At 73.2% G+C, this 12,257-nt stretch carries 11 protein-coding genes; 3 read left to right on the top strand and 8 right to left on the bottom strand.

What is annotated here, in order from left to right; all coding sequences use genetic code 11:
* Positions 1–306: 306 nt before the first annotated feature.
* Positions 307–1,944, top strand: coding sequence for an alpha/beta fold hydrolase (locus WMI84_RS12895; protein WP_347353765.1), 1,638 nt, complete (start codon positions 307–309; stop codon positions 1,942–1,944).
* Between the two features lie 52 nt (positions 1,945–1,996).
* Here WMI84_RS12895 and WMI84_RS12890 read toward each other — a convergent pair whose 3' ends face one another.
* From WMI84_RS12890 to WMI84_RS12875, 4 genes are all read right to left on the bottom strand, one after another.
* Positions 1,997–3,157, bottom strand: a complete 1,161-nt coding sequence (locus WMI84_RS12890; protein ID WP_347353764.1) for a steroid 3-ketoacyl-CoA thiolase — start codon at positions 3,155–3,157, stop codon at positions 1,997–1,999.
* 103 nt (positions 3,158–3,260) lie between these two features.
* Complete coding sequence (locus tag WMI84_RS12885) at positions 3,261–3,872, bottom strand: GNAT family N-acetyltransferase (protein WP_347353762.1); 612 nt, start codon at positions 3,870–3,872, stop codon at positions 3,261–3,263.
* A gap of 112 nt (positions 3,873–3,984) precedes the next feature.
* The gene (locus WMI84_RS12880; protein WP_347353760.1) at positions 3,985–4,797 is read right to left on the bottom strand and encodes an endonuclease V; all 813 of its coding nucleotides are present in this window, start codon (positions 4,795–4,797) and stop codon (positions 3,985–3,987) included.
* Positions 4,798–5,071: 274 nt separating this feature from the next.
* A complete protein-coding gene (locus WMI84_RS12875) occupies positions 5,072–6,337 on the bottom strand; it encodes a threonine/serine exporter family protein (protein ID WP_347353759.1) in 1,266 nt (421 codons plus the stop codon).
* Between the two features lie 112 nt (positions 6,338–6,449).
* Here WMI84_RS12875 and WMI84_RS12870 point away from each other — a divergent pair, with 112 nt between their 5' ends.
* Complete coding sequence (locus WMI84_RS12870; RefSeq protein ID WP_347353757.1) at positions 6,450–7,583, top strand: GNAT family N-acetyltransferase; 1,134 nt, start codon at positions 6,450–6,452, stop codon at positions 7,581–7,583.
* Positions 7,584–7,730: 147 nt separating this feature from the next.
* On the opposite strand, the gene WMI84_RS12865 is transcribed toward WMI84_RS12870, so the two are convergent.
* Both WMI84_RS12865 and WMI84_RS12860 read right to left on the bottom strand, forming a co-directional pair.
* Positions 7,731–7,958, bottom strand: a complete 228-nt coding sequence (locus tag WMI84_RS12865) for a hypothetical protein (RefSeq protein WP_347353755.1) — start codon at positions 7,956–7,958, stop codon at positions 7,731–7,733.
* 96 nt (positions 7,959–8,054) lie between these two features.
* Positions 8,055–8,858 carry a methyltransferase domain-containing protein gene (locus WMI84_RS12860; RefSeq protein ID WP_347353753.1) on the bottom strand — a complete coding sequence of 268 codons (804 nt, stop codon included), beginning with the start codon at positions 8,856–8,858 and terminating at the stop codon, positions 8,055–8,057.
* 91 nt (positions 8,859–8,949) lie between these two features.
* On the opposite strand from WMI84_RS12860, the gene WMI84_RS12855 reads away from it, so the two are divergent.
* Positions 8,950–9,510: an NYN domain-containing protein gene (locus WMI84_RS12855; protein WP_347353751.1), complete on the top strand. Its 561-nt coding sequence runs from the start codon at positions 8,950–8,952 to the stop codon at positions 9,508–9,510.
* 39 nt (positions 9,511–9,549) lie between these two features.
* On the opposite strand, the gene arr is transcribed toward WMI84_RS12855, so the two are convergent.
* Together arr and WMI84_RS12845 are read right to left on the bottom strand one after the other, a co-directional pair.
* Positions 9,550–10,503, bottom strand: a complete 954-nt coding sequence (arr, locus tag WMI84_RS12850) for an NAD(+)--rifampin ADP-ribosyltransferase (protein ID WP_347353749.1) — start codon at positions 10,501–10,503, stop codon at positions 9,550–9,552.
* A gap of 60 nt (positions 10,504–10,563) precedes the next feature.
* Positions 10,564–11,817, bottom strand: a complete 1,254-nt coding sequence (locus tag WMI84_RS12845; RefSeq protein ID WP_347353747.1) for a M48 family metallopeptidase — start codon at positions 11,815–11,817, stop codon at positions 10,564–10,566.
* Between the last annotated feature and the right edge of the window lie 440 nt (positions 11,818–12,257).

Genomic DNA, 12,257 nt, shown 5'->3' with positions numbered 1-12,257 from the left:
ACGCCTCGACACACACGAGCCGCTCGACAGCCCGCGCCCAGCCTAGCCCCCAACGAACTAACGAAGATGCCCACTAGCGGCGGCCCCCGGCCGGACGCCACCATCCTGCTGGCGGAGCCATGCCGCTTTCCCGTCGGCCGACGCGATCGGACCCCACGCGAGTCTCGGCAGCCCAGGATCCGCAGCTCGATCCACCGTGCGGAGACCTTCCACGCACCGTTCGGTGCGAGGACAGTGGGTAGGGCGAAGATCCGGCCAGTTCGCTCTCCATCTCTCACTCTCCCTCACTGTCCAAGGAAGGCGATCATGAAGAGACTGCTCAGCGTCGTCGCCGCCACTGCCCTCGGGCTCAGTGGGCTCTTTGCGGCGTCCTCGACGCAAGGCGCGCCCGCCAAGGCGTCGGGCAGATCCAACCCAGCGGCATACGTCCCGCCGCCCATCGACTGGGGCACGTGCGCCGACGAGACACTTGAGGACTTCGGCGCGGAGTGCGGCATGCTCGTCGTGCCACTCGACTACGCCAGGCCCCAGGGTCGCAAGATCGCGCTCGCCGTGTCGCGGATGGAGCACACCACCCCGGACTCGGAGTACCAGGGCGTGACCCTGGTCAACCCGGGCGGGCCCGGTGGGTCCGGCCTGGTCCTGTCGATTCTGCAGAAGTTCATCCCGAACGACGCCGGAGAGTCCTACGACTGGATCGGCTTCGACCCGCGCGGGGTCGGCTCGAGCGAACCGTCGCTGACGTGCGACGGCGACTACTTCGGCTACAACCGACCCTACTACGTGCCGGTGACCCGGGTGCTCGAGAAGACCTGGCGAGCCAGGGCGAAGGGCTACGCACAGGACTGCGCGGCGGCAGGGGGCGCGCTGCTCGACCACATGAAGACGACCGACTGGGTGTCCGACATGGAGAGCATCCGGATCGCGTTGGGACAGCGGCAGATCAACTACTACGGCTTCTCGTACGGCACCTACCTCGGCCAAGTCTATGCCACCCTCCACCCAGACCGGGTGCGGCGGTTCGTCCTCGACAGCAACGTCGACCCACGGCGGGTGTGGTACCAGTCGAACCTCGACCAGGACATCGCCTTCGAGAAGAACATGGGCATCTACTTCGACTGGGTGGCCAAGCACGACGACGTCTACCACCTCGGCGATGACGGGACCACTGTGGAGCGCACCTACTACCGGGTGCTCAACCAGCTGCGGGCACACCCGCAGGCCGGGGGCCTCGTCGGTCCGGACGAGTGGACCGACGCGTTCCTCCAGGCCGGCTACTACGTCTACGGCTGGGAGGATGTCGGCGCCGCCTTCGACGCCGCGGTCAATGCCGGCGACTTCTCCGGCATCAAGGACCTCTACGACGCGTCCAACGGCCAGGGCCCCGGGGCCGACAACACGTATGCCGTGTACCTCGCGGTCGAGTGCACCGACGTGAGGTGGCCGCAGGCCTGGCCGAGGTGGCGGCGGGACAACTGGGCGACCTACGTCCGGGCACCGTTCGAGACCTGGGCGAACGCCTGGTACAACGCGCCATGTCTGAACTGGGCCGGCCGGACCGGCAGACCCGTGCGGGTCGACGGGTCCCGCGTGGCACCGATCCTGCTGATCGACGAGACCAACGACGCTGCGACGCCATACGAAGGCAGCCTCGTCGTGCGGCGACTGTTCCCCAGGTCGAGGCTCATCGAGGGGGTCGGCGGGACGACCCACGCGGGATCGCTGTCGGGGGTGGCGTGCACGGACGACGCCATCGCGGCCTACTTCGCGACGGGCGCCCTGCCGAAGCGCAGGCCCGGCAACCGCTCCGACCTGCAGTGCGACCCGGTGCCGCAACCGGACCCGTCGGCGACGGTGGCGCAGCAGCGGTCGGCGGCCCCGTCGACGGGACTGTCACCCGAGCTGACGGCACTGCGGGCCCAGCTGGCGACGCAGCTGCGCTGACGGCGAGCGCCGCTGAGGTATGCCGGCGCGGGCCGCCTCGCGCCGGTCGGGCTCAGCCGATCCGCTCGATGATCGTGGCCGGGGCAAGCGCACCCCCGGCGCAGAGGGTGACCAGCGCCGTGCTGCCGTCGGTGCGCTCTAGGGCGTCGATCGCCTGCAGGATCAGGCGGATCCCGGTCGAGCCCACCGGGTGACCGAGAGCGATGGCCCCACCGTGGATGTTGACCTTGTCCAGGTCGAAGCCGGTGACCTGCTGCCAGGACAGGACCACCGACGCGAACGCCTCGTTGATCTCGACCAGGTCGATGTCGGCCATGCTCATGCCCGACTTCTCGAGAACCTTCCGGGTCGCGTCGACCGGGCCGTCGAGATGGTAGTGCGTGCTGCTGCCGACCATGGCCGACGAGCGGATCCGGGCCCGCGGGGTGTAACCGAGTGCCCGGGCGCGCTCCTCGCTCATCAGCACCGCCGAGCTGGCGCCGTCGGTGATCTGCGAGGAGTTGCCGGCGGTGTGGATGCCGCCCTCGATGACCGGTGCCAGCTTGGCCAGCGACTCCGGCGTGCTCGGGCGCAGCCCCTGGTCGCGGCGGACCTCCTTCTCGCCCACCTGCGCACCGGTGTCGTCGAGGACGGGCGCCAGGACGGGCAGTACCTGCTGGTCGAAGACGCCGGAGTCCCAGGCGGCGATGGCCCGGGTCTGCGAGAGCACTCCGAGGTGGTCGACCTGCTCGCGGGTGATGCCGCGGTGCTCGGCGATGCGCTCGGCGGCGGTGAACTGGTCGGGCAGGTCGACGTCCCAGCTGGGCGGGTACGGGCTGCCCGACTCGCCGCCCGCGGCCCCGAGGAAGACGCGGCTCATGCTCTCGACGCCGGAGGCCATGCCCACCTCGATGGCGCCGGAGGCGATGAGCGCGCCCACGAGGTGCACCGACTGGAGCGAGGACCCGCAGGCGCAGTCGATCGTCGTGACCGCGGCCTGCTCGGGGAGGCCGGCGGCCAGCCAGGCGTTGCGGGTGACGTTGTTGGACTGCTCCCCGGCCTGGGTCACACAGCCGCCGATGACCTGCTCGACGGCGCTGGGGTCGAGATCGAGGCGGTCGAGCAGGCCCTGCTGCACCCGTCCCAGCAGGGTCGCGGGGTGCAGCCCGGCGAGGTCCCCGAAGCGCTTCCCGTACGGGGAGCGGACGGCATCGACGATGACGGCGTTGGTCATGGCTCATCTCCAAGCTTCTGGTGGTGAGACCAAAACTAGAATTGATTCTAGATGTTGTCAAGGGGCCCGGGCGGAGTCCAGCGGCGCCCGGCGTTTCACCCGGTCATCCCGGGCGGGCGTCGGGGTCGGGCACGACGTGACGACGCATGACCCAGCGCCACTTGGCGATTCGTCGGCACCGCTCGAACCCGAGCTCTGCGAACAGGCTCTCCGGACCGGTGTGGAAGTAGGCACCCTGTTGCGGCGCGCGACTCTCGACCTGTTCGGGGTAGGCCTCGACGACCCCACCGCCGGCTGCGGCGACGGCCTCCAGCACGCCCGACACCGCGGCCCGGGCGACGCCGGCGCGCCGGTGGCCCTTGCCGGTGAAGACGCAGCCGATCCGCCAGTCGGGCAGGGTGTCGAGGTCCTTGTCGTAGGCCCTCGGGTTCTTGATGTTCGGCAGGTCCGTCGGAGTGCCGAACTGGCACCAGCCGACACACTGCTCGTCGTCGTAGACGAGGATCTGGCGCACCTCTCCCCGTTGAACCAGGGCCCGCTTGTTCTCACGGTTGGCCTCGGCACTCCCCCCGCTGAAGCCCGCCGGGTGGAACCCCATGCACCAGCAGCCACCCCAGACGCCGTTGTTCGCCTCCACGAGTGCCGCGAAGTCGCCCCACGTGTCCGTCGTGAGAGGGCGGGTCGTATAGCTTGCCTGCGCGGTGTGCCTGGGCATCGACCCAGCGTGCAACACTCGCGGGTCCGGTCGCCACCCCCTTGTCCGTATGCCGCCGAGCCGGGCCTAGTGACGAGCCCGACCGTCGGCGGCATACCGATCCTGTGGTCCGTCAACCCTGGCGAGCCTTCCGGGCGGCCTGACGCGCACACCGGAGCGGCTCGGGCGTCCGGTGCCGTTCGGTGGTCCACGCCACGACCGCGACCGCCGTGTCCAGGTCGACCCGCCATCCCGGGTGGACCGCGACGGGTCTGGAGCCCGCGCGGGTGCGCAGCCAGCAGGCGACGACCTCGTCGCCGATGCGAAGCGGGCTCGTCGCGCCATCGTCGTCGTCCGGCCAGTGGCCGGTTGCCACGAGCGGACGGCGCGTGATCCCGATGGTGGGCAGGTCGAGCTGCGCGCCCAGCATGAGGGCCAGCCCGGCCCGGCGAGGATGGTCGCGTGCCGTGGCGTCGACGAGCAGCACCTCCGGCCGGCGCGCGAGGCTGCGCACGGCTGGCTCCATGAGGGCGCCGAGCCGCAACGCCAGCAGACCCGGCACGTATGGCGCTGCCGCGGCGCCCCGCAGGGTCTGCCTATCGAGGACCTGCGAGCCACGCAGGACCACGGCGGCGGTCCAGGCCGGGTCACCCGCGGCCCCCGGTCCGGCCAGGCCGCGGGGGAAGCACGTCCAGCACGCGCCGAGGGCGACCTCGTCCAGCCAGGTCGGGTCAGGCGGCGAAGAAGCGGCCGCGTCGGGCGGCAGCGGCCTGGCTGGACCCGACGGCAGCGGCGCGGCCATGTCGGGCGGCGAAGACGTGGCCGGACCCGCCGCGTCACCCCCGTCGACCTGGCGACACCCGGCCCCCGGCCGCCACGGCACAGGGGTCAGGCCCGTGAGACGGTCCTGGGCGATGCCGAGCTCCGTGGGGTTGGTCGGCCACATGACACCATCGTGACGCGCCCACGGGTCCAGGCCTTCGCGAGGATCCGGACCGGCAGGTGCCGACGGCGATCAGGTCGGGCACCGGCAGGCGCCGGGCTGTGCGCGGTTCGCGTCGTCCTGGCGACACAAACCACGCACACCCCCGGTCCCGCAACGCAAACCGCGCACAGCCGGCGACCGGCCGACGCAGACCACACACTCCGGGCCCCGGCGACGTGCCCGGCCCGACTCGCCCGGCCCGACTCGCCCTGCACACTCGCCCCGCCCGACCGGCCTAGCGCCGCTCGACGTCGGGCACCTCGGCGACGTCGGCCCGGCCGGGCGCGCGTCGCCCGAGCCAGCGATCGAGCGCCCGGCCTGCCGCGGAGCCGGCCAACGTGCCGACGACGATCGCGACCGCAGCCGCGACGGCTCCCGTCACGGCGGACAGGTCGGCGCGCCCGGTCGCGATCTGGGCGGTGCTGAGCAGGCCGAGGCTGCCCGGCACGAGCAGCCAGAACGCCGGCAGGTAGACGACCAGGCGCAGCGGCCGGCCCGACAGCCAGGGCACGATCGAGGCGGACAGGCCGGCGACCGCAGAAGCCGCGAGCGCCCCGAGCGTGACCCCCCACACCGACTGGCCGGCATACTGCACCGCGAAGGTCAGCAGCAGCACGGCGAGGATCCACGGGATGGCCGGCCGGGAGGCGGCCACGTTGATGACGATGCCGATCCCGACCAGCAGGATCCCGACGAACGGGGCCACCGGGTTCAGGTCGTCGGCGCGGGCGTTGGTCAGGACCGTCAGCGGTGCCCCGCGCACCGCGACCGCCGCGAACATCCCGACCGCGAACAGGACCAGCTGGACCGTGCCGGACACGAGCCGGGAGCTGCCGGCCACCGCCGCCCCGGTGGCGATCTCGGTCATCCCGGTCACGATCATCGAGCCGGGCAGCAGCACCGCGATCGTGGACACGACCGTGCGCAGCGTGCCGTCGAGCGGCCACCAGACGGCCAGCTGCAGGACGATCGAGGTCACCGCGAACGCGGCGAGCAGGGGCAGCAGCGTTCGGACCAGAGGCGATCGGCGGCTGAGGTTGACCAGGGCGACGAGCAGGAGGGACCCCACCGCCGCCGCGCCCAGGTCGCGCCACGTCGGCTGCAGGATGGCGCAGATGCCGACGGCGATCGGGCCGATGGCCAGGTCGCACAGCCAGGCCGGCCGCGAGGGCGGGAGCTGCTCGATGGCCGTCAGCTCCGCCACGGCAGCGGACGGGTCGAGACGGTGGGCGACGAGCCGGTCGATCACGTCCTGGACCAGCGTCGTCTGCTCGAACCGGAGGGTTCCTGTGACCGGTTCGAAGGCCACGGTGTGCTCGGGCGTCGTGCTGACGAACACCCCCGTCGGGGTCGCGGCGGCCCGGACGTCCGGTATGCCGCGCAGCCGGCCGATCGCCACGACCTGCTCCTCGACCTCGGGGCCGGGTGCGCCCCCGGCCAGCAGGGCCGCGCCGACGCGCAGGAGGCACTCGCGGGTGCGCTCCAGCTCGGTCTGGGCCATCGTTCGTCCTTCGTGTGTCCGGTGGCGTGGAGGCTACGGCGCGGGGCGCCGCGCCGCCAGTCCCCCGGCTCACGAATCGACCTGCCCGGCCGGCTGCTGCCAGAGTTGCCTCATGGCCACCGACCCACGACCCGTGCTCACCGACGGGGTCGTCACGCTGCGCCCCCACACTCGGGACGACCTCGACGCGATGGTCGAGCAGTGCACCGACGAGTCCTCGCTGCGCTGGACGACCGTGCCGCGCGGCTACACCCGGGACGACGCGGTCGCGTTCGTCGAGCGGGTCATGGGCGACTGGGCGGACCCCCACGGCAACCGCCACTGGGCGATCGAGCCGGCGGACGGCCCGGGCTACGCCGGGACGATCGACCTGCGGCCGGGCGAGTCGTGGGACTGCGCGTCCATCGGCTACGCCCTGCACCCGGCCGCGCGAGGTCGGGGAGTCATGTCGCGGGCGGTCCGGCTCGTTGCGGGGTTCGCCTTCGACCGGGGCCCGTGGGGCAGGCCGCTCGCCCGGGTCCACTGGCGGGCCATCGTCGGCAACTGGGCCTCCCGACGGGTCGCGTGGGCGACCGGGTTCACCTTCCACGCGACCCTGCCCAGCGTGCTCCCGGACGGCACGGACCCCGACGGCCCGGGGCTCGACGCCTGGCACGCGAGCCTCGCGGCCGGTGACCCGTTGGCACCCCGGCTGCCGTGGTTCGTGCCGGTGACCCTGGAGGGCGCACAGGTCCGGCTGCGGGCGTGGCGCGACGGCGACGGCGCCTCGTTCGCGGAGGACCGCCACGACCCGGCCCACTGGTTCCCCCAGCACGTGCTCCTGTCAGCCGACACCTTCGGCCCGTGGCTGGAGCATCGCCGCGAGCTGATGGCCCTCGGGCAGGCCGTCGAGTGGGCCATCGCCGACACCCGCACCGACCGGGCGCTCGGCCAGCTGACGATCTTCACCCGCGTCGGCGAGCTGACGGGCGACGCGGCGGAGATCGGCTACCAGCTGGTGCCCAGCGCCCGCGGCCTGGGCAATGCCCAGGCCGCCTGCCGCCTCGCGATCGAGCATGCCTTCACGCCCCGGGGGCGCGGCGGGCTCGGGCTGCGTCGGCTCACCGCCGGGACGGCCGCCGACAACGCGGCCAGCAATGGGGTCCTGCACCGCGTCGGGTTCGTCGAGTACGGCAGGGAGCACGCCACCGACGAGCTCGCGAACGGCTCGTTCGCCGACAGCCTGCACTGGGAGCTGCTGCGCTGAGCCCGCGAGGCGAACCGGGCGCGAGTGGCCCACGCACGCCAGCGCAGCGGACGGAGCGGCTCGCCCGCGCGGTCCCGGCGGTGACGCCGAGACGGGCTGAGCGGCATACCTCCTGTGGGTATGCCGCCGAGCTCCCTTCCAGCGAGGTCACCAACTCCCGCGGCGCGGGTCGGCCACCCCGGTCCAGACCGAGGTGCCGGCGATGACCACCTGGGTGTCACGCGCGCGCGGCGGGTCGTCGCGGACCGGCTCGGGACGACGCCGCCGCGTGACGCTCCGGATGCGGTCCAGCAGTCGCTCCCGGGCGGTGGCCCGTCGGACGGGTGGGCCGACCGTCGGCACGGATGGCGCGGCGTCTCCTCGACTCGGACTCATGCCCCGAGCCTGCGCGCCTGAGGTAGCCGGGCACATCGGGAGGATGCCCGCGGCGAGGACGGGCCCCGGCACCTCAGCCGAGGGCGGACGACGCCTTCACTCGACCCTGGCCGTGACGAGGACGGCCCCCAGCCTGCCCTTTGCGATGTCCGCCTCGGTGTTCCGCAACCGGTCGACGAAGCCCCGTCCCAGGACGACGGCGGGTGTCAGCCCCCCGGCGGACGGGGGCGGCGGCCCGAGCACCTCGGGGGTCCGGTCGACCGTTGCGAGCACCGTGAAGCCGGCGGCGGCGAGGTGCTCCGCGTACTGGTCCGGGCTCTCGACGAACGACGACCCCACGCCGTCGGCCCAGGGCTGGGGGAAGGTCAGCGCCCCCGGGCCGACCCGCATCTGGTCGTAGACCGCGAAGATCCCGCCGGGACGCAGCACGCGACGTACCTCGGCGAACACGGCCCGCTTGTCCGGCAGGTTCATGCCGACGTGGATCATCATCGCCGCGTCGCGGCTGCCGTCCGCGAGCGGGAGGTGGTCCCCGGGCGCGACCTGGAGCTCCACCCGGTCGGCGAGGCCCATGCGGGCGGTCAGCTCCGTGGCCGCAGCGACGAACTGCGGCGTGAGGTCGAACCCGGTCACGATGGCGCCGAACTCGTGCGCCGCCATCCGGGAGGCCCCGCCGAGCCCGCAGCCGACGTCGAGCAGCCGGGTGCCCTCGACGACGCCGAGGTGCTCGAGGACCACCCGGGTCGCCGCCGCGAAGCCGGCATGGAGCTGGTCCAGGGCCCCGAGGTCGCCGACCGCGAGACGGGTGGTGTCGACTCCGGCCTCGTCGAGCGCCCTGAGGATCGCGCTGGTCAGGTCACCGCTCCCGTAGTGGGCGGCCACCACCTCTGATACGTCCATGGCTCCTCCTGGTCGTCGGTGCGTGCCGTGTCCGACCCGGGCCGAGCGGCCGTGGTCCGGCTACCGACATCTTCCCGGCTAGCCTCGTCACATGGCCGAGGAACCGCGCAAGACGTACGTCCTCGTGGACGGGGAGAACATCGACGCCACTCTCGGGACCTCGATCCTGGGCCGGCGTCCCCGCCCCGAGGAACGCCCACGCTGGGAGCGGCTGCTGCAGTTCGCGCGGGAGAGCTGGGGGAACCCCACCACCGGCCTGTTCTTCCTCGCGGCGAACAACGAGCTGCCGATGGCGTTCGTGCAGGCCCTGCTGGCCATCGGCTACCGGCCGGTCGCGCTGTCCGGCGGGCCCGGCGAGAAGGTGGTCGACATCGCCATCCAGCGGACCCTCACCGAGCTGGGCCACCGCGCCGCGGACGTGCTGCTGGTCAGCCACGACGGCGACTTCGTCGACCAGGTCCGGGAGCTGCTGGACGGTCGGCGGGTCGGCGTCGTCGGCTTCGTCGAGTTCCGCAACCATGGTTTCGTCGAGCTCGGCGCGAAGGGACTCGAGGCGTTCGACCTCGAGTACGACGTGAAGGCCTTCAACGAGCGGCTGCCGCGCGTGCGCGTCATCCCGATCGAGGAGTTCGACCCGGTCGAGTTCCTGTAGCCCCGCGCGTGGTCCCGGTCGGGGTGCGGGGCGGGGACCTCAGTCGTCCATCGCCTCGATGCCCAGCTCGGCCAGCTCGGCCATCCGCTCGCGCATCCGCCGGACCAGCTCCGGTGGCGGCGGGGTCCAGCCCATCACCTCCTCGAGCACCCGCAGCGGCGCGGTGGTCCGGTAGGACCGGGTCGGGTTGCCGGGGAAACGCTTGTCGGTGACGTTCGGGTCGTCCTCGATCGTGCCGAGCGGCTCGACCCGGTAGACCCTGCCGGGGCCGTCCCCACGAGCCAGCTCGGCGGCCAGTGGCGCACCCTCGCGTGAGGCGGTCAGGTAGATGTGCTTCGCCAGGCGGCCCGAACCGTAGTTCGAGGACCAGCCCGGAGTGAGCAGGTCGCCCGCACGCACGTCGGCCCTGGTGCCGTGGAAGAAGGGCCCGGGGTCGTCGACCACGCGCGGGGTCGGGGGCGGGTCGCGCAACAGGCTGTCGAGCCGTCGCATCAGGACGGCGACCCGGCCCCGGCCCGCCGGTGCCCGCGGGTAGCGGGTGAGCACGTCCACGACGACCGGCGTGGCGCGCCGGGCGGCGCCGTGGACCAGGTACTCCGCGACCACCGGGTCGTCGCCGCGGGCCAGCTCGCCGGCGCGGGCGGCGTGGGCGGCCGACCCGAGGATGTGGCGCACCTGCGTCGCCTTCGCCAGCGGGTGCAGGTATGCCGCCGCCGCGGCGTCCGCTGCGGCGCTCGCTGCGTGCCGGGCGGCCTCGCTCGCGGCCACCTTGGCCGCCAGGTGTGCGGCGGTCGCGGCGCTGCGTTGCAGCCGCGACCGCGGTGCCCCCTCGGCGAAGACCCGCGCCGCCTGCAGGGCCGCGGCCGGGCGAGGGTCGTCGGGACGGACCTTCTGGAAGACGACCAGAACGGGCTCGGCGCACGACACGGCATACCCGGCGACAGCGCGCAGCTCGTCGGTCGTCAGCTCGACCTCATGCGAGCGGGTCTGCATCTTCCCGAGTCTCGCACAGCGCGTACCGGCCCCACGGTTACGGTCGCCGCCGGGGGGTGGTCAGGTGCTGCTCGCGGACGCCCGCGCGGCGGCCAGGCGCTCCACGGTGTCCGGGTGCGTGGCGAACAGCAGGTACTCGATCCGGGGCGGGTGGACATCGGCGAGGTTGACCCGGGCCAGGCGCAGCTGCATCGCGACGAAGCCCACGGGGTCACCGGTCAGCCGCAGTGCGTGCCGGTCGGTGCGGGCCTCGATGCGGCGGGAGACGAGGTTCGTCGCCGGGCCGGTGACCAGGCCGGCCACCGCGGTCACGGCGAGCACCAACCCGATGGCCGTGGGCGCACCGATGGAGCCGACCCCGGCCCGGCCGAGCAGGGCGTCCCACCCGCCCAGCAGGTAGAGCGCCACCACCGTCGCCGCCGCGCCGATCGCCCCCAGCCAGGCGCCCAGCTCCGGGTCCCGGTTGCGGGCGTGCCCCAGCTCGTGTGCGACGACGCTGCGTACCTCACCGGCCGGCGCCGCGTGCAACAACGTGTCGTAGACCACGATCCGCCGGGTGGCCCCGAGGCCGGACACGTAGGCGTTGAGTCCGACGGTGCGGCGCGAGGCGTCGGCGACCAGCACGTCCCGCACCGGCAGGCCGTCCCGGGCCGCCATCGCGACCAGCTCGTCACGCAACGGCCCGGCGGGCATCGGGGCGAACCGGTTGAACACCGGTTCGAGGAGGACCGGCGAGACGAACGAGAGCAGCACCACCAGCGCGGCGGCACCGACCGCGCCGTACGCCCACCACCAGTCGGGAACGAACCGGGTCAAGGCGTAGCACCCGGCGAGCCCGGCTGCACCCGTCACGACGGCGATGGTGCAGCTCTTGAGCAGGTCCACCGTCCAGCCGCCCCAGCCCTGGGTGGACAGCCCGTGGCCGCGCAGCACGGTATGGCGCCACGCGCCGAACGGCAGCCGGGCCAGCCACGGCATCGCCAGGACGACAAGCCCGCCCAGCACCGCCTCGGCCAGCCACTGCCCGGCAAACGGCCGACCGACCCAGGCAACGACCCGGGCGCCCGCCGGGGTGAACCCGAGCAACATCGCCACCACCAGTCCCACCAGCCGGGAGGCGTACGAGGCGGGCCGCAGCGCAGCGTGCAGCGCCCGGCCTTTGGTCACCACGTCGGGCGGCACCTCGCGGAACGCCGCTTCCCGGTCGGCACGGTCCGGACGCGGCACCCGCCAGGGCACCAGCACGACCCCCGCAACGGCCAGTGCGACGGCGAGCACGACCAGTGCCGCCAGAGCCCACCATCTCGGGGTCACCGCTGCACCCTGCCCTCCCGGTCACCGCCCATTCTGGCCCGGACGGCGAGTCCTCGGGTGCTGCGTACTTCCTGGACTCGGCCCCGCCCGCTGCGTCGCGGCCTCCGACCACTACCCACTATCCAGCCGCGGCCCGATAGTCGAAGGCCCAACCCCCCGACCACCACCCACTATCCAGCCGCGGTCGGATAGTCGAGGGCCCGACCCACCGACCACCACCCACTATCCAGCCGCGGTCGGATAGTCGAGGACCCAACCCCCCGACCACCACCCACTATCCAGCCGCGGCCCGATAGTCGAAGGCCCGGCCCCGACCGGCACCGACCGACCACGACCGAGGGCAGCACCACCGGTCGGCACGAACGGGCCGCTGCCATAGAGTCACGCGCATGGGGATCGAGCTGCACCGCGCCGACCGGCCGGAAGAGCTCGCCGCCGCC

It is taken from the genome of Intrasporangium sp. (assembly GCF_039812505.1).
GTDB lineage: Bacteria > Actinomycetota > Actinomycetes > Actinomycetales > Dermatophilaceae > Intrasporangium_A.
The sequence above is the reverse complement of the archived record's forward strand: the minus strand, read 5'-3'. Positions and strand labels throughout refer to the sequence as shown.

Bases quoted from the DNA above. Each gene is read 5' to 3' on its own strand.
- WMI84_RS12880 (WP_347353760.1), bottom strand. From the start codon at position 4,797: ATGTGGCCGACCAACCCCACGGAGCTCGGCATCGCCCAGGACCGTCTC.
- WMI84_RS12875 (WP_347353759.1), bottom strand. From the start codon at position 6,337: ATGGCCCAGACCGAGCTGGAGCGCACCCGCGAGTGCCTCCTGCGCGTC.
- WMI84_RS12865 (WP_347353755.1), bottom strand. From the start codon at position 7,958: ATGAGTCCGAGTCGAGGAGACGCCGCGCCATCCGTGCCGACGGTCGGC.
- WMI84_RS12870 (WP_347353757.1), top strand. From the start codon at position 6,450: ATGGCCACCGACCCACGACCCGTGCTCACCGACGGGGTCGTCACGCTG.
- WMI84_RS12860 (WP_347353753.1), bottom strand. From the start codon at position 8,858: ATGGACGTATCAGAGGTGGTGGCCGCCCACTACGGGAGCGGTGACCTG.
- WMI84_RS12885 (WP_347353762.1), bottom strand. From the start codon at position 3,872: ATGCCCAGGCACACCGCGCAGGCAAGCTATACGACCCGCCCTCTCACG.
- WMI84_RS12855 (WP_347353751.1), top strand. From the start codon at position 8,950: ATGGCCGAGGAACCGCGCAAGACGTACGTCCTCGTGGACGGGGAGAAC.
- arr (WP_347353749.1), bottom strand. From the start codon at position 10,503: ATGCAGACCCGCTCGCATGAGGTCGAGCTGACGACCGACGAGCTGCGC.
- WMI84_RS12895 (WP_347353765.1), top strand. From the start codon at position 307: ATGAAGAGACTGCTCAGCGTCGTCGCCGCCACTGCCCTCGGGCTCAGT.
- WMI84_RS12890 (WP_347353764.1), bottom strand. From the start codon at position 3,157: ATGACCAACGCCGTCATCGTCGATGCCGTCCGCTCCCCGTACGGGAAG.